This is a genomic window from Paracoccus salipaludis (genome assembly GCF_002287065.1).
In the GTDB taxonomy this organism is placed as follows: Bacteria; Pseudomonadota; Alphaproteobacteria; order Rhodobacterales; family Rhodobacteraceae; genus Paracoccus; species Paracoccus salipaludis.
Map to the genome: position 1 here is coordinate 79497 of NZ_NSJZ01000008.1, position 19786 is coordinate 99282.

The window sequence follows — 19786 nt, forward strand, 5'->3', positions numbered from 1 at the left end:
CGCCGGGGACTGCTCACCCCCTGAGCAGGTCGTCCTCTTCCTCGCCGGGCGTCAGGCCGAGCGCCTCCATCCCGGCTTCCAGGTGGTCGGCCAGATGCGGCTCGCCCATCAGGTAGTCCTCGGTCGGCGTGGTCTTTTCCGCCTTGGCGGTCGAGATCGCCTCTTCGAGGTCGTCGGCGTCGAAGGTGCCGCGGCCGATCCACATGACGGCGGTCAGTTCGGCCTGCTCGTCCTCGGTCATGTCGGCGATGAAGTCGCGCAGCTCGAAGGCATTCCGCCCGCCGCGGCCGTCGGGCCCGTGGTCATAGTCGCGGGCGCGGAGGATGACGAAGGCGATCTTGTCGGCGCCGATTTCCAGCATGGCACTTCCCCTTTTCCCCGGTTCTCGCGCGCAGGCGGGGCCGCGTCAATCAGCGGCCGAACAGCCGTTCGACATCCGCAAGCTTCAGTTCCACCCAGGTCGGGCGGCCGTGGTTGCACTGGCCCGCGCGGGGCGTGCGCTCCATCTCGCGCAGCAGCGCGTTCATCTCCTCGCCCGTCAGGCTGCGGCCCGACCGCACCGAGCCGTGGCAGGCCATGGAGGACAGCACCGCATCCAGCCGCCCCTGCAGCCGGTCCGAGGCGCCCTGCTCGGCCAGATCGTCGGCGATGTCGCGCAAGAGCGCCGCGGCATCCGCCTGCCCCAGCGCGGCGGGCAGTTCCCGCACCGCCACGCAGCCCGGGCCGAAGGGCTCGATGACAAGGCCCAGCCGGTCCAGATCCCCGGCCGCCGCCAGCACCCGCTCGGCATCCGCGCCCAGATCCACGATGGCCGGGATCAGCAGCGCCTGACTGGGCACGCGCGCCTGCGCGGCCTGCGCCTTGAGCCGTTCGTAGACCAGCCGCTCATGGGCGGCGTGCTGGTCCACGATCACGATGCCGTTGCGGCTTTGCGCCACGATCCAGTTTCCGTGCAGCTGCGCGCGCGCCGCCCCCAGGGGTGCGTCGGGGGCTTCGGCCACCGGCTCGATCCGCGCGGCGGCCGGGAAGGTCGCCTCGGGCGCCTCGGCAAAGCCCTGGGGGGAGGCGGACGCGGGCGCAAGCGGGGCCTGCGCCGCATGGGCGGCCGCAACCGCGGCAGGGGAAGGCGCGGGGCTGCGCCAGAAGGACGGTCCCGCCTCGGGGCGCATTGCCGCCAGCGTGGCCGCCCCCCCGGTCGAGGAGGCGCGGTGCCCCGCCCCCGCCAGCGCGTGGCGCAGCGTGGCGACGACCAGCCCACGCGCGGCGTCGGGCTCGCGGAAGCGCACCTCGGCCTTGGCGGGATGGACGTTCACGTCCACGCCCTGCGGATCGCAGGACACGAACAGCACCGCCGCCGGGTGCCGGCCCTGGGGCAGCACGTCGAAATAGCCCGCCCGGAGCGCCCCGGTCAGCAGCTTGTCCCGCACCGGCCGCGTGTTGACGAAGAGATGCTGCGCCACCGCCGCGCCGCGCGAATAGGTGGGCAGGGCGGCAAGGCCGGTCAGGCGCAGCCCGTCGCGCTCGGCCTCCAGCGGGATGGCGTTCTCGATGAACTCGCGTCCCATGACCCGGCCGATGCGGGCGGACAGGGCGTCGAAGAGATCTCCCTGCTCGGCATCGGCGCGGAAAAGGACGCGGCCCTCGTCCTCGTCGGTGAGGGTGAGGGCCACCGAAGGCTCGGCCATGGCGAGGCGGCGCACGACCTCGGCGATGGCCTGCGTCTCGGCCCGGTCGGACCGCAGGAAGCGCAACCGGGCGGGCGTCGCGAAGAACAGGTCGCGCAGTTCGACCACCGTGCCGCGGTTGGCGGCGGCAGGGCGCACGGGCTCGGTCCGGCCGCCCGCGACGGCGATGCGCGCGGCCTCGTGCCCGGCCGCGCGGCTGGTGATGGTCAGGCGGCCCACGGCGCCGAGGCTCGGCAGCGCCTCGCCCCGGAAGCCGAAGGAGCGGATGTCCAGCAGGTCCGAGCCGTCGATCTTCGAGGTGGCGTGGCGCGCCAGCGCCAGCGGCAGGTCCTCGGCGGTCATGCCGCAGCCGTCGTCGGTGACGCGGATCAGCCGCTTGCCGCCGCCCGCGATGGCGATGTCGATCCGGGTCGCGCCCGCGTCCAGCGCGTTCTCGACCAGCTCCTTCACGGCCGAGGCGGGCCGTTCCACAACCTCGCCCGCCGCAATGCGGTTTGCCGCGGATTCGTCGAGCTGGCGGATCACCGGCCGGATATCAGGGTCGTGGCGGGTCATGGTTCCGAACTAGCACGGACGGGGATGCGCGGGAAAGATTCTCGACTCCTCGCGGGTTTGCGCGCTGCCGAGGGAACCGGGGAGGTCCGTTGCGTCGTTGTCAGGTGCAGCAGACGTTCAAAAATCGCAGGAGATCATCATGAAGAAGACGGCAGCAATCCTGATCTGCGGCCTGACGCTGGCCGTGGCCGGCTGCGGCGACAACTCGACCGAGCGTGCGGTGACCGGCGCCACCACCGGCGCGATCGTGGCCGGTCCCGTCGGCGCGGCGGTCGGCGGCATCGCGGGCGGCAGCGGCGCGGTGCAGGTCAATCCGTAAGGCGCGGTTCGGCCCGCCATCCCTGGCGGGCCGCCGTTCGGGCGGGCGTCACGAACCCGAGGCCTCGATTCCTTCGGGCCGCCCGACCAGGACGAACTCCAGCTTCCCGGGGTCCAGCACCTCGCGCGCGACGCGTTCCACGTCCTCGGCCGTCACGGCCTCGATCTTCTGGTTGCGCGTGTTCACGTAGTCGCGCGGCATTCCCATCAGCTGCATTCCCGACAGAATGCCCGCGATCCGGCGGTTGCCGTCGAAGCGCAGGGGATATTCGCCCGTCAGGTAGGTCTTGGCGTCGTGCAGCTCCTGCTCGGTCACGCCCTCGCGCATCGCACCCCAGACCTCGCGCACCAGCGCCACGGCCTCGCCCGTGCGGTCGTTGGCGGTGGCCATGCCGCCCGCCCAGGTCTCGCCCAGGACCATGTTCGACAGCCCCGTGCCCACACCATAGGTCAGGCCGCGCTTTTCACGGATCTCCTCCATCAGGCGCGAGGAAAAGCCGCCGCCCCCGAGGATATGGTTCAGCACAAAGGCCGCGAAATAATCGGGATGGTCCATCGGCAGGCCGGGCTGGGCGAAGCTGACCACCGTCTGCGGGCTGTCCCAGTCGATCACAACGGTTTCGCCGGTCAGCTTCAGATCGGCCTTGGGCGGCAGCGGCGCGGTCGCCTGGGCCGGAAGGCCGCCCAGGATGCGGTCGATCAGCATGCCCAGGGCCTCGGCGTCGATGTCGCCCGCGGCCGACACCAGCACCCGGTCGCGGGCCAGGACGCGGTCCTTGGCCGCCAGCAGGTCGTCGCGGGTCAGGGCCGCGACCGATCCTTCCGTCCCGCTGATGACCGAGCCATAGGGGTGGTCGCCCCAGGCACGGCGGGCCATTTCCTTGGACGCGATCCCCTGGGGATCGCTGTCCTGCGCGCGGATCGAGGACTGGACCTGCGCGCGCACCCGTTCGATCGCGTCGGCGTCGAAGCGGGGGCGTGTCAGGGCGTCGGCCAGCAGGTCCGCGGCCCGGTCGCGGTTTTCCGTCAGCGCGCGGAAGCTGATGCTGACCGCGTCGTCCGAGACGTCGAAGCCGGCCGAGGCGGCAAGCTCCTCCATCGCTTGCGCGAAAGCCACAGCGTCGCGGTCGCCCGCGCCTTCTTCCAGCAGCGCGGTCATCAGGTTGATCGCCCCACGCTTGTCGGGCGCATCGACCGAGGCCCCGCCCTTGAAGGCGATTTCCAGGGCGACAAAGGGGATCGAGTCGTCCTCGACCAGCCAGGCGGTGATGCCGCCGGGCGAGGTCACCTCCTGGATGTCGATTGCGCGGGCGGGCAGCGCCGCGAAAAGCACCAGCGCGAGCGCGGAAAGGAAGCTGCGGATCATCGGGTCTGCTCCGGGGCCGGGTCTTGGGCGGGATCGGCCAGCGGCGCCACAGAGGCTGCGGGCGAGGCGGGCGCGGGCTGCGCGGGATGCGGCGTGTCGGCGGGAACCGGCGCGGCGGGCGCGGTTGCGGCGGGAGAGGGGACGTCCGGGACGACCGCGGGCGTGCTGCCCCCCAAGGCCTGGGGATCGGCCGGGGCAGCGCCCGCCGCATCGCCCATGGCAGGGGCGGGACCGCCGGTTGCCTCGCCCGTCAGCGCGACGGGGGCGGCTTCCCCGGCACCGGCTGCCGCCTGGACCATGGCGGCCTCGCCGGGCGCGGCGGGCTTCAGCAGGCTCGTCACCCCGGCCCGGCCGCCCAGGGCCAGTTCAGCCGCGGCGCGGACATCTTCCGGCGTCACGGCGGCCAGGATGTCGGGCCAGTCGTTCACATCCCCGACCGTCAGGCCGACGGCAAGGCCCTGGCCATAGTCGTAAGCGCGCCCGTGGGCCGAATCGCGTTCATAGATGCGGGCCGCGCGCAGCTGCGTCTTGACGCGCTCCAGATGCGCGGGGTCGGGTCCCTGCGCCAGGAAGTCCCGGATGGCCGCATCCAGCGCGGCCTCGGCCGCCGCGTCGTCGGTTCCCGGCGCATAGGCCATGGTGACCGCGAAGGTGGTCGGATCGACGCTGAGCCCGTCGTACCATGCGCCCACTCCCAGCGCCTGCCCCGTCAGCACCAGCCGCTGGCCCAGGAACGAGGTCTGGGGCGAGCCGCCCAGCAGTTCTGCCAGCACGGTAAGGGCGGCGGCGGTCTTCTGGTCGCCCGGGTTGCGTTCGGGCACGATCACGCTGCGGGTCAGGACGGGCTGGGGCACGCGCGGGTCGGTCATGGTCATGCGCCGCTCGGCCCGCTGCTCGGGCTCCTGCGGGCGGGCATCGCGGGGCGCGTCGGGTTTGGGCGGGATGGGGCCATAGTGCTTTTCGGCCAGCGCGCGCACCTCGTCGGCCGTGACGTCGCCCGCCACGACCAGCACGGCCACGTTCGGGGCGTAATGGTCCTCGTACCATTTCAGCGCGTCCTCGCGGGTCAGCGCCTCCATCTCGCCGCGCCAGCCGATCACGGGGCGGCCGTAGGGGTGGTTGTAGAACTGGACCGCCGAGCGCTCCTCGGCGAACAGCGCCCGGGGGTCGCTGTCGGTACGCTGGGCGCGTTCCTCAAGGACGACCTGCCGCTCGGCCTGCCAGTCGTCCTCGCCGATGCGCAGGTTCGCCATCCGGTCGGCCTCCATGCCCATGACCAGGTCCAGCCGGTCCGAGGCGATGCGCTGGAAATAGGTGGTGAAGTCGTAGGAGGTGAAGGCGTTGTCCATGCCGCCGTTGGCCGTGACCGTCTTCGACAGCTCTCCGGCGTCCAGCTTCTCGGTGCCCTTGAACATCAGGTGTTCCAGGTAATGCGCCAGCCCGGACTTGCCGGGCACCTCGTCGGCCGAGCCGATCTTGTACCACAGCATCTGGACCACGACCGGCGCGCGGTGATCCTCGATCACCACGGCCTCGAGCCCGTTGCCGAGCGTGAAGTGGCTGACGCCCGGGGGCATCTCGGCCAGCGCCGGAGCGGCGGCGGTGGCCAGAAGGAAGGCGAGGGTGCGGCGCATGGTCGGGCGGCCTCCGGGCTTGCGGGTGCAGGCCGCAGGTTGGTCGCATAAGGCCCGGCGCGCAAGCCGAGTGCCGGTCAAGCGGTGGTGAGCGGGACTTTACCGTTCCGCGGTCGCGGTGGGCGGGGCGGCGGGGACCCGCGCGCCCGCGCGGCGCCAGCGCTCCTGCTCGGCCCAGCTGTCCAGCGTCTGCGGTTCATAGGCGCGCTGGTAGACGTTGACGCGGCCCAGAACCTCAAGCGGGCGGCGGCCGCGGCTGGCGCGGTAGGCCTGGTCCTCGGCGGCCACGACCCCGCGCACGCCGGGCGTCACGCCCGCCCGTGCGGCATGGGCGATCAGCGCCCCGTCGCCCGCGCCGACGCCCGTCTGGGCGAGTTGCCCCGGGTTGCCCCCCAGCGCGGCGACGGCATCGCCCGCCGGGTTCGGGTCGGTGATGTTGGCGCCGCCCGGCGTGGGCGCGGGAAGCTGCGCAAGATCCGGCGGCAGTTCCAGCGGACGGGTGGGGACGATGGCGAATTCCTCGGGACCGTCGTCCTCCGAGGCGGAAAGGTTCATCAACCGTCCGTCGTTTCCACAGGCCGCAAGCGCCAGCACGGAAAGGGTCAGAAGAAAGGCCCGCATGGCACCACCCAAGGAAAAAGCGTCGAGGCCCTTCTAGCGCGTCTTGCGCGGGCCGTCACGGCTGTTGTCGGAAGCTTCCGCGGGCCTGGCCGGTCCCGGCTGGAAGACCAGCCCCAGGGCGCCCGCGAAGATGGCGATGTCGGCCAGGTTGAAGCTGTACGGGTTGCGCCAGCCGGGCAGCGACATGTTCAGGAAATCCGCGACCGCCCCGTAGGCCAGCCGGTCGATGACGTTGCCCACCGCGCCCCCGATCAGCAGCCCGGCGGCGACCTGCGCCAGCCGCCCCGGCCGGACGCGGAAAAGCCAGACCGCGACCCAGGCGCAGATCACCAGCGCCACGGCGATCAACACCCAGCGCATCACCTCGACATCCGAGGACAGGAGCCCGAAGTTCACCCCCTGGTTCCAGGCCATGCGCAGGTTCAGCCAGGGGTCGATCACGTCGATGGCCTGCACCTCGGGAAGGTTCAGCGCATGGACCACGATCCATTTCGTCAACTGGTCGAGAGCAAGGATCACCAGCGCCGTGCCCGCCGCCCACCAGAGGCTCGTCTGCGGCGGCAGCGGAGGAGGAGGCGGGGCGGCGGGCTTGCGGCGGCGCTTGGGGGCGCTGCCGGCGGGCACCGCCGCCGGGGGAACGGCGTCGCCGGCAGGGGCCGCGATCTTGCGGCGCGGCGGCTTCTTCGGCTTGGGGGCGTCGGCGTCGTCGCTCATCAGTGGCGGAAGTGCCGCTGTCCGGTGAAGACCATGGCGAGGCCCAGGCGGTCCGCCGCCGCGATCACCTCGTCATCGCGCATGGACCCGCCCGGCTGGATCACGGCGCGGGCGCCCGCCGCAGCCAAGGCCTCGATGCCGTCCGCAAAGGGGAAGAAGGCGTCGGAAGCGACCGCCGCGCCTTCGGTCAGGGGGCCGGGCAGGCCCAGCGCCTCGGCCATGTCCTCGGACTTGCGGCGGCCGATGCGGGTCGAATCGACCCGGCTCATCTGGCCCGCGCCGATGCCGACGGTCGCGCGGTCCTTCGCATAGACGATGGCGTTCGACTTGACGTGCTTGGCGACAGTCCAGGCGAACATGAGGTCGGCAAGCTCGGCCTCGCTGGGCTGGCGCCGGGTCACGACCTTGAGGTCGGCCGCCGTCACATGGCCGTTGTCGCGGGTCTGGACCAGGAAGCCGCCCGCGACCTGCCGGAAGGTCAGTCCGCCCGCCTGCGCGTCGGGCACGCCGCCCGTGGTCAGAAGGCGCAGGTTCTTCTTGGCGGCGAAGATCTCGCGCGCCTCGTCATCCGCCTCGGGCGCGATGACGACCTCGGTGAAGATCTCGGTGATCGCGCGGGCGGTGGCGGCGTCCAGCCGCCCGTTCAGCGCAACGATCCCCCCGAAGGCCGAGGTGCGGTCGCAGTCGAAGGCGCGGCGGTAGGCCGCCTCCAGCGACTCGGCGCGGGCCACGCCGCAGGGGTTGGCGTGCTTGATGATGGCGACGGCGGGGCCTTCGGTGAACTCGGCCACGAGTTCAAAGGCCGCGTCGGTGTCGTTGATGTTGTTGTAGGACAGTTCCTTGCCCTGCCATTGGCGGGCGGTGGCGACGCCCGGACGGGCCGAGCCGTCGGTGTAGAAGGCGGCCGCCTGGTGCGGGTTCTCGCCATAGCGCAAGGGCTGCGCCAGCGTCCCCGCGAAGGCGCGGCGGCGCGGGGTGGCCTCGTTGATGGCGCTGGCCATCCAGGTGGACACGGCGGCGTCATAGGCGGCGGTGCGGGCATAGGCCGTCTGCGCCATGCGCTTGCGGAAGGGCAGGGTGGTCGCGCCGCCGTTGGCGTCCAGTTCCGCCAGCACCGCGTCGTAGTCCTGCACGTCCACGACCGTCGTCACGAAGGCATGGTTCTTGGCCGCCGCGCGAATCATCGCCGGGCCGCCGATGTCGATGTTCTCGATGCAGTCGTCGTAGGCGGCGCCCTTCGCGACCGTCTCCTCGAAGGGGTAAAGGTTGACCACCAGCAGGTCGATGGGGGCGATCCCGTGCTTTTCCATGCTGGCGCGGTGTTCGGCGTTGTCGCGCAGCGCCAGAAGGCCGCCGTGGACGCCGGGATGCAGCGTCTTCACGCGCCCGTCCATCATCTCGGGGAAGCCGGTGATCTCGGACACGTCGCGGACGTCCAGCCCGGCATTGCGCAAGGCGCCTGCGGTTCCGCCGGTGGACAGAAGCTCGACCCCGCGTGCCGCGAGGGCTTGGGCGAACTCGACAAGCCCCCCCTTGTCCGAAACGGAAATCAGCGCGCGGCGCAGGTCGATGCGGTCGGTCATGGGGACGGGCCTTCGATGGCAAGCCGGGGAATCGCGCCGTCCCTATCCTCACGGGCCGCGACAGTCCAGCGCGCCGCCCCTTTTCGGCCGAACGGCGCGGCTGTAGCGTGGCGCGCATGACAGATTACACCGAGCTTTCCGCCCGAATCCGCGCCCTGACCGAGGGCGAGACCGACGAGGTCGCCCTGATGGCCACCGTCGCCTGCGAGCTGCACCACGCCGACGCGCGCTTCGACTGGACCGGCTTCTACCGCGTGACCGGGCCCGAGACGCTGAAGATCGGCCCCTACCAGGGTGGCCACGGCTGCCTGGTGATCCCCTTCTCGCGCGGGGTCTGCGGGGCCGCCGCCCGCACGCGCCAGACCCAGCTTGTCCCCGATGTCGAGGCCTTTGCGGGCCATATCGCCTGTTCCTCCTCGACCCGGTCCGAGATCGTGGTGCCTGTCTTCGGCGCGAACGACCGCCTGATCGGCGTGCTGGATATAGACAGCGACCGGCCGGATGCGTTCACTGAAGCCGATGCCGAGGCGCTGGAAGGGATGATGCGGGATGTCTTCGGAAGGCTCTGAGATCAGCGGCGCCTGCCTTTGCGGCGCCGTCACCTTCGCCGGGCGGCTGACCTCCGAGCCGGTGGGCGCCTGCCACTGCTCGCAATGCCGGCGGTGGAGCGGGCATTTCTGGGCCGGCGCCGAGCTGCGCGATCCCGCCATCGAGGGCGAGCCGCTGCGCTGGTTCCGCTCATCCGAAGACGCCGAGCGCGGCTTCTGCGCGGCCTGCGGATCGTCGCTGTTCTGGCGCGAGACCGGGTCGCGCCGCACGGTCGTCTCGGCGGGGGCGATCACGCCGCCCACGGGGCTGCGGCTCGAAGGGCATATCTACGTCGCCGACAAGGGCGACTATTACGACATCGCCGACGGGCTTCCCCAGCAGGCGCAGTCACGACGACGCGTCGCGCCCGCTGCCTTTGCGGCGCCGTCCGGGTGACGATCCGGGGAGATCTGGACGACATCGCCGCCTGCCATTGCAGCCAGTGCCGCCGCTGGTCGGGCCATGTCTGGGCCGCCGTTCCCGTTCCCGACGACCGGCTTGAGGTCGAGGGCGCCGAGCACGTCCGCTGGTTCAAGTCCTCGGACAAGGCGGAACGGGGCTTCTGCGGCACCTGCGGCAGTTCGATCTTCTGGCGCGCCTTCGGGCGGGGGGAAACCGACGTGGCGGTGGGCTGCATCGAGCCGCCGACCGGCCTGCGCCTGCAGCGCCACATCTGGGTCGGCGACAAGGGCGACTATTACGACATCGCGGACGGCGCGCCGCAGGAAGACCGGCAATGATCTGGGACACGCTGGGCAACATCCCCCTGCCGCAGCTTCTGGCCTTCATCTCGGGCGGACTGGTGCTGAACGCCGCGCCGGGGCAGGACGTGTTCTTCGCCACCGCCTCGGGCATCCAGGGCGGGCCGAAGGCCGGGGCGCTGGCGGGACTGGGCGTCGGGATCGGCGTGCTGTTCCACGTCACGATGACGACGCTGGGCCTGGGCGCCGTGATCGCCGCGCATCCGGGCGCATTGTCGGCGATCAGGTGGATCGGGGCGGGCTACCTGCTTTATCTCGCCTGGAAGGCCTGGACGGCGCCGCCGCCCGATCCCTCGGCGCGGCCGGTCGTGCGCTCGCGCGACGTGATCCGGCGGGGCATCCTGTCCAACGTGCTGAACCCCAAGCCTGTGCTGTTCCTGCTGGCCTTCCTGCCGCAGTTCACCAGCCCCGCCCATGGCCCCGTCTGGCACCAGCTTCTGGGCCTGGGGCTGATCTTCGCCTTCACCGGCACGCTGATCACCATGGCCTACGGGATGGCGGCGGGCTGGCTGGGGATGCGGCTGGCAGGGCGGATGGGCATCCTCAACCGGATCGCGGCGGTGATGTTCGCCGGGCTGGCGGTGCGGCTGGTCGCCCGCTAAGTCGGGCTTCATGAGCTTCGTCTATCAGCCCACCGCCGAGCAGCCCCGCCTGATCCACCACGACGACCAGATCCTCGTGGTGGAAAAGCCCGCGGGCCTGCTGTCCGTGCCGGGGCGTGGAGAGGACCGGACCGACTGCCTGATCAACCGGCTGCGTGGGGCCTTTCCGACCGTGCTGCTGGTGCACCGGCTGGACATGGACACCTCGGGCATCATGGTCTTCGCCCTGACGCCGCACGCGCAGAAGCACCTGGGCCAGCAGTTCGAGCGGCGGCAGGTGAAGAAGGCCTATGTCGCAAGGCTCTGGGGACGGCTCGAGCCGAAGGAGGGCCGGGTGGACCTGCCGCTGATCGTGGACTGGCCGAACCGGCCGCGACAGAAGGTGGACCATGCCGAGGGTCGCCCGGCGCAGACCGACTGGCGGGTGATCCGCGCCTCGGACGCCGAAACCCGCGTCCGGCTTTATCCGCTGACCGGGCGCAGCCACCAGTTGCGGGTCCACATGGCAAGCCTCGGGCATCCGATCCTGGGCGATCCGCTTTACGCGACCGGGCCCGCCGCCGACCACCCGCGGCTGATGCTGCATGCGGAATCGCTGCGGCTGCGGCACCCCGACAGCAACGCGACGATGAGCTTCTCGGCGCCCCCGCCGTTCTGATCCCGTTCCCCGGAAAACCCCCGCACGGGTCATTCACGGCCGATGCACGTCCCGTGCACGGGGGATGCGGACGAAACCCATCCGCCCCCTCGCGGCGTTGGACCCCCGACTGACGGAGGTTCACCCATGCAGATCCGCACCATCGCCGCCGGGCTCGCCGCCCTTGCCGCGCTCTCCGCCTGCTCGCGCGCGGTCATGACCCGCGTGCCCCGCGGCATCGAGCCGGTCACCGGCTTCGAGGCCCCCCGCTACATGGGCCGCTGGTACGAGATCGCCCGCCTGGACCACCGCTTCGAGCGCGGGATGACAAACGTGACCGCCGACTACGCCCTGAACGAGGACGGCAGCGTGCGGGTGGTCAACAGCGGTGTCCGCAACGGCCGCCGCAAGTCCGTCGAGGGCACCGCCCGCTTCAAGGGCGACCCTTCGGTGGCGAGCCTCGCCGTCAGCTTCTTCCCCGGCTTTCCCGGCGGCTACCACGTCTTCGCCCTGGACGAGGACTACCAGTGGGCGATGATCTCGGGCCCGGACCGGGGCTATCTGTGGATTCTGTCGCGCCAGCCGGGAATGGAGGAGGAACTTTACCGCCAGCTCGTCGGGATTGCGGAGGACCGGGGGTTCCCGGTGGAGGGTCTGATCCGGGTGGAGCAGGGGGAGGGAGTGGTGCGAATGGACCTGCACAAACGTCTCCGTTGAGCAGGCTGTATCGCAGCACGAACCCGAGAGCGCTGTGGCGCTCCAATTAGTGCAGAAAACGTGTCCCGCTCTAACACTTGCTTCTATCGCGCTTCTTTTCGTTCTGCGAGCAGCCTTAGTTGCGCTTGGTATAAGTATGATGATGTAAGCCTAGCCTCCGGATAGGCGAGAGGGGATGCTCTGCCTCTGAGAATTTGCTAGAGGGGTCGTCGGCTTTCGAAGATAGCGCAGCAGGGTGGACGCAATGGATGACGTATATAAGCCGATATGGAAGGCTCCTGATGGAGATGCGCTGTACATTGTGTTTTCAGGTGGGCTGCGAGCAGTCAAAGCCGGTGGAGATTCCTGGATTTTCCAGCCAGTTCTTTTTCACGGTGAGCCCTGCCTTAGCCGTCCTATCCCCAAGAGGAAGCTTATGAATCTGACAAGTAAGGAGGGGTACTTGCCAATTGCCTTCCAAGATATATCTTGGAGCAACGGATCTTATTATTCTAGCTGGAAGCCAATCGTAGATGGTAGAGTTGAAAATTGGCAAACTCCTGCAAGTCTTTGGGCGAATATCTCGAGAAATTTTCGCAAGAGTAGTGCTGAAAGGAGCGGGCAGATCGCGCCTGAGACATTTGAGGACTATGTCAAGGCCGCAGATGCGCCAGACTCTATAGCTGACGCCGCTCAGGCTATCAGCCTAAGTATAGCAAACGCAGACTCTGCATTGTCACACATCTGCGATTTTTATCATGATCAACTAGTTGAGATCATGAGAACTAACATGAGGCCGGGAATGCTTCATGGTAAGCCGTCTGACAACGTTCTATACGCTAGTGTTCACTCATTCTTTGTGCATGTTGGGTCGGCTCGAGATCATCTTGCAACCTTCATAGCAAGGGAGATGAATATATCGAATGAAGTAGATGACCTAAATAAGCTCAAGAACAAAATTAAAATAGATGACTTGGAAAGCAATAGGCTCTTGAGTCTATTGAAGGCTAGGGACTGTCTAAGAGTTCAGTCTGATTCTAGTCAAATTATTGTATCTGGATGGTTAAAGGAATTCAACGCGCTCAGAAGAAGATTCGTTCATGGGACGCCGTATGGCAGCTTTTTTCTCGAGTCCGTAGGGTCTGTAAAGACAGTAAATCAAGGCGAAGGAAGGTTCAAGTATCATAGAAATATAAAGATCGGAGATACATCAGATTACGACCTCTTGGACATATTGGTTTATCACTACAGGAACTTCGCTAAGTTATTCTTAGAATTGGCCCAAGAATCAGGAAAGGATACGTCCATGCTAACGCTGACAGACGAGGATATTCTTTCCGTTAGCCGTGAGAAAAACTGATCTATCTCCGCCCCCCATAATTCGCCTTCGGCCCGGCGATCCACCAGGCGATGAGCCCTGCGACCGGCAGGATCGCCACGACCAGCACCCAGATCACCTTGCTTTTGCCCGTCGCGCCCGAGTTGATGATCGAGGCGATGGCCCAGATGTCGAGGACGAAGATGATCAGGCCGAAAACGCTGCCGAAAAGGTTCATCGGGATGGCTCCGTGGGTAAGGGGGCGCGACCGGCCCGTTGATGCGTCAACGGACTGGCCGCGCCGGGGTTCCCCTTACAGCACGTAGCGCGACAGGTCGGCCGAGCGGGCGAGGTCGCCCAACTGGGACTCGACAAAAGCCGCGTCGACCGTGATCGCCTCGCCCTTGCGGTCGGGGGCGGTGAAGGAGAGGTCCTCGAAGACGCGCTCGATCACGGTGTAAAGGCGGCGGGCGCCGATGTTTTCCACGCTGCCGTTCACCTCGGCCGCGATGCGGGCCAGCGCCGCGATGCCGTCGGGGGTGAAGCTGACCTCGACACCCTCGGTCCGCATCAGGGCCGCGTATTGCAGGGTGAGGGCGTTGTCCGTCTCGGTCAGGATGCGGACGAAGTCGGCCTCGGTCAGCGCGCGCAGTTCGACGCGGATCGGCAGGCGGCCCTGAAGTTCGGGCAGCAGGTCCGAGGGCTTGGCGACGTGGAAGGCGCCCGAGGCGATGAACAGGATGTGGTCGGTCTTCACGGGGCCGTATTTGGTGGACACCGTCGTGCCTTCGATCAGGGGCAGCAGATCGCGCTGGACGCCCTCGCGGCTGATGTCGCCGCCGCGGGTCTCGGCGCGGGCGCAGACCTTGTCGATCTCGTCGATGAAGACGATGCCGGACTGCTGGACGGCCTCAAGGGCCGCAGCCTTGATCTGCTCGTCGTCCAGAAGCTTGTCGGCTTCCTCGGCGATCAGCAGGTCGTAGGACTGCGCGACCGTGACCTTGCGGCGCACGCGGCGGCCGCCGAAGGCCTTCATCAGCGCGCCCAGGTCCATCATCTGGCCCATGCCGGGCTGGCCCGGAACCTCCATCCCCAGGGAGTTCGAGCTGTCGTTCAGCTCCAGCTCGATCACGGTGTCGTCCAGCTCGCCAGACTTGAGCTTGCGGCGGAACATCTCGCGGGTCTGGTCGCGCGCCTGGTCGCCCGCCAGCGCCGCGATCACGCGGTCCTCGGCGGCGGCCCGGGCGCGCGACTTCACGGCCTCGCGCATCCGCTCGCGGGTTTCGACCATGGCCGCGTCGGTCAGGTCGCGGATGATCTGTTCCACGTCACGGCCGACATAGCCGACCTCGGTGAACTTGGTGGCCTCGACCTTGACGAAGGGGGCCTGCGCAAGCTTCGCCAAGCGGCGCGAGATCTCGGTCTTGCCGACGCCCGTGGGGCCGATCATCAGGATGTTCTTGGGGTAGACCTCGTCGCGCAGGTCGTCGGCAAGCTGCTGGCGGCGCCAGCGGTTGCGCATGGCCACCGCCACCGCGCGCTTGGCCTCGGCCTGGCCGATGATGAAGCGGTCAAGCTCGGCGGTGATCTCGCGGGGGGTCAGGTCGGTCATGGCGTCCTCGGGGTTTCGATTGCCGCCGACTTATGCAGCCGAGGCGGCAACGCCAAGTCACCAGGTGGCGCGGGCCTCCATCGCGACGGGACCGCCGCGTTGCGCGGTCCAGAGTTTCAGGCCGTCACCGTCCTCGGTCGCGTTCAGGGTGTAGTCGGCGGTGTCGAAGATGGTGGACAGGCTGCGGAAGTCGAAGGTCCGGGGCACGCGGCCGCGGACCCGTTCCGCAAGGTGGACAAGTTGCGACGCCTGCAGGGGACCGTGGACGATGAGGCCGGGATAGCCCTCGACCTCGCGGACATAGGGGGCGTCGTAGTGGATGCGGTGGCCGTTGAAGGTCAGCGCCGAATAGCGGAACAGCAGCGGCGCCGTGGGCGCGACCGTGACGCGGTGGGTGCCTTCGGGGGCGGGGGGCGGCGCGGCCTTCGCGGGGCCTCCGGGCGGGTCGAGGTCGCGGTAGACGATGTCCTGCCGCTCGGTCAGGACATGGCGGCTGCCGCTCTCGATGCGGTGCTCGACGGTGACGAAGCAGAGGGTGCCGGTGCGGCCCTGCTTGACCGCCACGTCGCGGATGACAGACCGGCGGGTGACGGTTTCGCCGATGCGGATGTCGTCATGGAAGGCAAAGCTGCCGCCGGCCCACATCCGGCGGGGCAGAGGGACGGGCGGCAGGAAGCCGCCCCGCGCGGGATGGCCGTCGGGGCCAAGCTGGTCCATGGGCGCCGCGGGGGGCGCGAGGCAGAGGTGGATCATCACCGGGGCCGCCGCGCCGGGCGTGGTGTCGCCGGTCCGGCCGAAGGTGGCGTCGAAGCGTTCGACAAGCGCGGTCGTCACCGGTTCGGACTTGGCTTCCTCGCGTCCGATCCAGCTTCGCAGGTGGTCAAGGTCGAGATCCATCACGCGTCTCCCAATGCCGGCACGGGACCATAGCTGCGGGTCTCGTCGGTGAAAACCGCGCCGGGCGCGGGATAGCTGACGGGACCGGCGGCCGTGTCCACGGTGAGGCGGCGCAGATGGGGGTGCCGCGACAGGGCGGCCATGTCGTTGACCGAGGCCAGCGCCACGTCGGCGGCTTGCAGGGCCTCGATGGCCTGGGCTTCCGTCATGCGGGCGAAACCGGCGGCGACGGCCGCATCCGTCTCGGCGCGGTTCGCGACGCGGGCCACGTTGGTGGCGAAGCGGGGGTCGCGGCCCAGGTCGGGCCGGGCCAGGAAGACCTCGGCCAGCTTGCGCCATTCGCGGTCGCTTTGGACCGAGATCAGGATCTGCCGGCCGTCCCCCGTGGTGAAGACGCCATAGGGGGCGATGGAGGGATGCGCCATGCCGATGCGCTGCGGGGACTTGCCGCCCTCGTGCTGCAGCAGCGGCACCGTCAGCCAGTCGGCCATGACGTCGAACATCGAGACCGAGATGCTGGCGCCCCTGCCCGTCACGCCGCGGCGGATCAGCGCCTCGAGGATCGCGGCATGCGCCGTGGCACCGGTCGCGATATCCACCATCGAGATGCCGACGCGGGCCGGTTCCTGCGGGCCGCCGGTGATGGAGCACAGGCCCGATTCCGCCTGGATCAGCAGGTCGTAGGCCTTGCGGTCGGCCATGGGCCCGTCCTCGCCATAGCCGGTGATCGAGCAGGTGACGAGGCGCGGCCAGTCCGCCGCAAGCCGGTCGAAGCCGAAGCCCAGCCGCGCCAGCGCCCCGCGCCTGAGGTTCTGCACCAGCACGTCGGCGCCATCCAGCAGGCGGGTGAGCTCCGCCTTGCCCTCGTCGGACGCGAGGTCCAGCACCACGGTTTCCTTGCCGCGGTTCAGCCAGACGAAATAGCTGGACTGGCCCTTGGCGACCGAGTCGTAGCCGCGGGCGAAATCGCCTTCGGGGCGCTCGATCTTGATGACCCGCGCGCCCGCGTCCGCGAGGCGCAAGGTGGCGAAGGGGGCGGCGACGGCCTGCTCGATGGCGACAACGGTGAGGCCGGAAAGGGGAAGGGGGCTCATCAGTAGCTCTTCGGCATGCCAAGGACGTGCTGGCCGATGTAGCCCAGGATCATGTTGGTCGAGATCGGGGCGACCTGGTAAAGGCGCGTTTCCCGGAACTTGCGTTCCACGTCATATTCATTGGCAAAGCCGAAGCCGCCGTGGAACTGGATGCAGGCGTTCGCCGCTTCCCAGCTTGCCTTGGCGGCAAGGTACTTGGCCATGTTCGCCTCGGCCCCGCAGGGCTGGCCCTCGTCGTAAAGCCGGCAGGCCTTGAAGCGCATGAGGTTCGCGGCCTCGATCTCGATATAGGCTTCGGCGATGGGGAACTGGACGCCCTGGTTCTGGCCGATGGGGCGGCCGAAGACGGTGCGTTCGTTGACGTAGCTCACGACGCGGTCGGTGAACCAGTAACCGTCGCCGATGCATTCGGCGGCGATCAGCGCGCGCTCGGCATTCAGGCCCGAGAGCAGGTGCTTGAAGCCCTGTCCCTCGGTGCCGATGAGGTTCTCGGCCGGGATTTCGAGGTTGTCGAAGAACAGCTCGCTGGTCTCGTGGTTGACCATGTTGGCGATGGGCTTGACCGTCAGCCCGCCGCTGGCCTGCGCCTGCTTCACATCGACGATGAAGATGGACATGCCTTCGGACGGCTTCTTCACCCGGTCGGCGGGGGTGGTGCGCGCGAGCAGGATCATCAGGTCCGAATGCTGGACGCGGCTGATCCAGACCTTCTGGCCGTTGACCACGTAGCGGTCGCCCTTGCGGGTGGCGGTGGTCTTGATCTTCGTCGTGTCCGAGCCGGTGGTGGGCTCGGTCACGCCCATGCTCTGCAGCCGCAGGTCGCCCGCGGCGATGGGGGGCAGGTAGCGGCGCTTCTGGTCGGCGGACCCGTGCTTGATCAGGGTGTTGATGACATACATCTGCCCGTGGCAGGCCCCCGAGTTCCCGCCGGAGCGGTTGATCTCCTCCATGATGACCGAAGCCTCGGTGAGGCCGAGGCCCGAGCCGCCGTATTCCTCGGGGATCAGGGCGGCCATCCAGCCGGCGCGGGTCAGCGCCTCGACGAATTCCTCGGGATAGGCGCGGGCCTCGTCGATGCGGCGGTGATAGTCCTCGGGAAATTGCGCGCACAAGGCGCGCACCGCGTCGCGGATGTCCCCATACTGGTCGGCGGGCTGTGCGATCATCGCGGGCCTCCTGTCATGCGGCGGCAGATTAGGGCTGTCAGGGGCGATAAGCCAAATACATGATGGGTCTGATCGTCATAGCGAAAAGATATGGATCAGGACGCCCCGTTCGGACCGCACGGCCTGATCCCGGCACCTCGAGGCGCCCCGCGTGGTCCGGCCCACCCCGACCGGCGCGTCCGGCAGGCCGGGGCACCTGCGGGCGGGGCGCTGCTGCGCAAGCCCGTGGGCGCGCCCGACCGCGCCGGGCAGGGCTGTGGCGCGTGAAATGCCGCGCCTTCTGCAAAGAAGCGCCTGGAAAGGGCGGCTCCGGCTAGAAAGGGGACCCGCCAAGGGCTGATCCGGTCCCCTTCGCCCGGCGCCGCTCAGGCGGCGATCCGTTCCACCACCAGGTTGCCGTTGGTGTAAACGCAGATGTCGGCCGCGATCGCCATGGCGCGGCGGGCGACCATTTCGGCGTCGAGGTCGCCTTCCATCAGCCCCCGCGCCGCCGCCAAGGCGAAGTTCCCGCCCGAGCCGATGGCGGCCACGTCATGTTCGGGTTCCAGCACGTCGCCCGCGCCGGTCACGACATAAACCTGCGCCCCATCGGTGACGATCAGCATGGCTTCCAGGTTGCGCAGGTACTTGTCGGTGCGCCAGTCCTTGGCAAGTTCCACGCAGGCGCGCTGCAACTGGCCCGGCGCGGATTCCAGCTTGCGCTCAAGCCGTTCCAGCAGGGTGAAGGCATCGGCGGTCGAGCCGGCGAAGCCCACCACTACGTCGCGCCCGCCCGGCGACAGGCGGCGCACCTTGCGGGCCGTGCCCTTCATCACCGTCTGGCCCACGCTGACCTGCCCGTCGCCGGCGACGACGACCTCATTGCCGCGGCGCACCGCCAGGATCGTGGTCATGGCTCTTCTTCCCCTTCGTTGAACTTGCGGGCCCCAGATATGGGCGCGCGCCGGCTTCCGCAACGCGGGCGCGCCGATTACGCTGCCGCCATGCCGCCGCCGCCCACCCTTCGCGTCTACCTTCACGGGCACATGCTGCGCACCGCGCGCGCGGGGACCTTTCCGGCGATGGCCGTGCTGGCCCGCACGGTCGAGGCGCAGGGCTGGCGCGTGCTGTTCGAGCGCGCTTCGGCGCAGGCGCAGGACAGCCCGCCCCCGCCGGGCGACCACGCGTTGCTTCACATGAAGCAGCCCCGCCACCCGCGCACGCTGACCCTGCGCCGCGCCTATCATTATCCCTTCTGGCGCATCGAGCCGGTAGCCGAGCGCTGGCGCTTTGCCGTGGCGCAGGCGCGCTTCGACCCCGAGGCGGTGGATCCCGGCGAGGCTGCCGCCTTTGTCCGCCGCCTGCGCGCCCGCGTCCTGCCGGGGCCCGAACCTGCGCAGGGCGATCACGTCCTTGTCCCGCTGCAGGGCCACCTGCGCCGCACCCGGTCCTTCCAGTCCATGAGCCCGGTCGAGATGCTGGACGCCGTCTGCCGCACAGGCCGCCCGGTGGTGGCGACGCTGCACCCGTCCGAAAGCTACGATGCCGCCGACCATGCCGCGCTGGCCCGGCTGGCGGCCCGGCACCCGAACCTGACGCTGGGCGGCGACACGATGGCGCTGCTGCGGGACTGCGCCTTTGTGGCCACCCAGAACAGCGCGGTCGCCTTCGACGGCATGATCCTGGGCAAGCCCGCGGTTCTGTTCGCGCAGATCGACTTCCACCACGCGGCCCTGAACGTCGCCGACCTGGGGGCCGAGGCCGCGCTGGCCCGGGCCGCGGACGCGCGGCCGCCGCTCGACCGCTATGTGCACTGGTTCCTCAGGACCCAGGCCATCGACGCGCAGGCGCCGGATGCGGGCGCGCGGATGCTGGCCGCGATGCGCCGGGGCGGCTGGCCGCTGTAAGGGCCCCGGGGCTTGCGCCCGGCCCGGCCCTTCCGCAAAGTCCGCCGGTCAAG

The 19786-nt window shown here is 69.2% G+C and carries 21 protein-coding genes and 1 pseudogene; 9 read left to right on the forward strand and 13 right to left on the reverse strand.

Going from position 1 to position 19786, the window contains the following annotated elements; genetic code table 11:
• Positions 1 to 13 precede the first annotated feature (13 nt).
• Complete coding sequence (locus CK240_RS10925; protein ID WP_095640378.1) at positions 14 to 361, reverse strand: DUF3775 domain-containing protein; 348 nt, start codon at positions 359 to 361, stop codon at positions 14 to 16.
• Between the two features lie 49 nt (positions 362 to 410).
• Positions 411 to 2240, reverse strand: a complete 1830-nt coding sequence (gene mutL / locus CK240_RS10930; protein WP_095640379.1) for a DNA mismatch repair endonuclease MutL — start codon at positions 2238 to 2240, stop codon at positions 411 to 413.
• A gap of 139 nt (positions 2241 to 2379) precedes the next feature.
• Between mutL and CK240_RS10935 the strand changes: the two genes are divergently transcribed.
• The gene (locus CK240_RS10935; protein ID WP_095640380.1) at positions 2380 to 2559 is read left to right on the forward strand and encodes a hypothetical protein; all 180 of its coding nucleotides are present in this window, start codon (positions 2380 to 2382) and stop codon (positions 2557 to 2559) included.
• Positions 2560 to 2607: 48 nt separating this feature from the next.
• Here CK240_RS10935 and CK240_RS10940 read toward each other — a convergent pair whose 3' ends face one another.
• The 5 genes and pseudogenes from CK240_RS10940 to purH all read right to left on the reverse strand — a co-directional run bounded on the left by CK240_RS10940 (position 2608) and on the right by purH (position 8476).
• The gene (locus tag CK240_RS10940; RefSeq protein ID WP_095640381.1) at positions 2608 to 3924 is read right to left on the reverse strand and encodes a M16 family metallopeptidase; all 1317 of its coding nucleotides are present in this window, start codon (positions 3922 to 3924) and stop codon (positions 2608 to 2610) included.
• Between the two features lie 242 nt (positions 3925 to 4166).
• Positions 4167 to 5558, reverse strand: a pseudogene (locus CK240_RS10945) (M16 family metallopeptidase); the annotation flags it as partial.
• Between the two features lie 99 nt (positions 5559 to 5657).
• Entirely contained in the window at positions 5658 to 6179 is a 522-nt protein-coding gene (locus CK240_RS10950) for a DUF3035 domain-containing protein (protein ID WP_095640382.1), read from the reverse strand.
• Positions 6180 to 6212: 33 nt separating this feature from the next.
• A complete protein-coding gene (lspA, locus tag CK240_RS10955; RefSeq protein WP_240517385.1) occupies positions 6213 to 6743 on the reverse strand; it encodes a signal peptidase II in 531 nt (176 codons plus the stop codon).
• Positions 6744 to 6892: 149 nt separating this feature from the next.
• Positions 6893 to 8476 carry a bifunctional phosphoribosylaminoimidazolecarboxamide formyltransferase/IMP cyclohydrolase gene (gene purH, locus CK240_RS10960; RefSeq protein ID WP_095640384.1) on the reverse strand — a complete coding sequence of 528 codons (1584 nt, stop codon included), beginning with the start codon at positions 8474 to 8476 and terminating at the stop codon, positions 6893 to 6895.
• A 116-nt stretch (positions 8477 to 8592) separates the two neighbouring features.
• Here purH and CK240_RS10965 point away from each other — a divergent pair, with 116 nt between their 5' ends.
• From CK240_RS10965 to CK240_RS18265, 7 genes are all read left to right on the forward strand, one after another.
• Positions 8593 to 9045: a GAF domain-containing protein gene (locus tag CK240_RS10965; RefSeq protein WP_095640385.1), complete on the forward strand. Its 453-nt coding sequence runs from the start codon at positions 8593 to 8595 to the stop codon at positions 9043 to 9045.
• Positions 9026 to 9460: a GFA family protein gene (locus tag CK240_RS10970; RefSeq protein ID WP_095640386.1), complete on the forward strand. Its 435-nt coding sequence runs from the start codon at positions 9026 to 9028 to the stop codon at positions 9458 to 9460. Before CK240_RS10965 ends, CK240_RS10970 begins: the two co-directional genes overlap by 20 nt.
• Positions 9457 to 9804 (forward strand): GFA family protein, encoded by a 348-nt coding sequence (locus tag CK240_RS10975; RefSeq protein ID WP_095640387.1) that lies wholly within the window; start codon positions 9457 to 9459, stop codon positions 9802 to 9804. The genes CK240_RS10970 and CK240_RS10975 overlap by 4 nt, the downstream gene beginning before the upstream one ends.
• The gene (locus CK240_RS10980) at positions 9801 to 10427 is read left to right on the forward strand and encodes a LysE family translocator (RefSeq protein ID WP_095640388.1); all 627 of its coding nucleotides are present in this window, start codon (positions 9801 to 9803) and stop codon (positions 10425 to 10427) included. Before CK240_RS10975 ends, CK240_RS10980 begins: the two co-directional genes overlap by 4 nt.
• A gap of 10 nt (positions 10428 to 10437) precedes the next feature.
• Positions 10438 to 11085, forward strand: a complete 648-nt coding sequence (locus CK240_RS10985; protein ID WP_095640389.1) for an RluA family pseudouridine synthase — start codon at positions 10438 to 10440, stop codon at positions 11083 to 11085.
• Positions 11086 to 11211: 126 nt separating this feature from the next.
• Entirely contained in the window at positions 11212 to 11781 is a 570-nt protein-coding gene (locus CK240_RS19450) for a lipocalin family protein (protein ID WP_095640390.1), read from the forward strand.
• A 244-nt stretch (positions 11782 to 12025) separates the two neighbouring features.
• Positions 12026 to 13120, forward strand: a complete 1095-nt coding sequence (locus CK240_RS18265) for a hypothetical protein (protein WP_135058822.1) — start codon at positions 12026 to 12028, stop codon at positions 13118 to 13120.
• A gap of 1 nt (position 13121) precedes the next feature.
• Here CK240_RS18265 and CK240_RS10995 read toward each other — a convergent pair whose 3' ends face one another.
• The 6 genes from CK240_RS10995 to hslV all read right to left on the reverse strand — a co-directional run bounded on the left by CK240_RS10995 (position 13122) and on the right by hslV (position 18740).
• The gene (locus CK240_RS10995; RefSeq protein ID WP_095640391.1) at positions 13122 to 13316 is read right to left on the reverse strand and encodes a PLD nuclease N-terminal domain-containing protein; all 195 of its coding nucleotides are present in this window, start codon (positions 13314 to 13316) and stop codon (positions 13122 to 13124) included.
• Between the two features lie 75 nt (positions 13317 to 13391).
• Entirely contained in the window at positions 13392 to 14690 is a 1299-nt protein-coding gene (gene hslU / locus CK240_RS11000; RefSeq protein WP_095640392.1) for an ATP-dependent protease ATPase subunit HslU, read from the reverse strand.
• Positions 14691 to 14747: 57 nt separating this feature from the next.
• Positions 14748 to 15587: an HTD2 family dehydratase gene (locus CK240_RS11005; protein ID WP_095640393.1), complete on the reverse strand. Its 840-nt coding sequence runs from the start codon at positions 15585 to 15587 to the stop codon at positions 14748 to 14750.
• Positions 15587 to 16681 (reverse strand): CaiB/BaiF CoA transferase family protein, encoded by a 1095-nt coding sequence (locus CK240_RS11010; protein ID WP_095640394.1) that lies wholly within the window; start codon positions 16679 to 16681, stop codon positions 15587 to 15589. The genes CK240_RS11005 and CK240_RS11010 overlap by 1 nt, the downstream gene beginning before the upstream one ends.
• On the reverse strand, positions 16681 to 17847 hold the full coding sequence (locus tag CK240_RS11015; protein WP_095640395.1) for an acyl-CoA dehydrogenase family protein: 1167 nt from the start codon (positions 17845 to 17847) through the stop codon (positions 16681 to 16683). Before CK240_RS11015 ends, CK240_RS11010 begins: the two co-directional genes overlap by 1 nt.
• Before the next feature lie 365 nt (positions 17848 to 18212).
• Entirely contained in the window at positions 18213 to 18740 is a 528-nt protein-coding gene (gene hslV / locus CK240_RS11020; protein WP_095640396.1) for an ATP-dependent protease subunit HslV, read from the reverse strand.
• A 132-nt stretch (positions 18741 to 18872) separates the two neighbouring features.
• On the opposite strand from hslV, the gene CK240_RS11025 reads away from it, so the two are divergent.
• Positions 18873 to 19733, forward strand: a complete 861-nt coding sequence (locus CK240_RS11025; protein ID WP_240517382.1) for a hypothetical protein — start codon at positions 18873 to 18875, stop codon at positions 19731 to 19733.
• Positions 19734 to 19786: the final 53 nt, after the last annotated feature.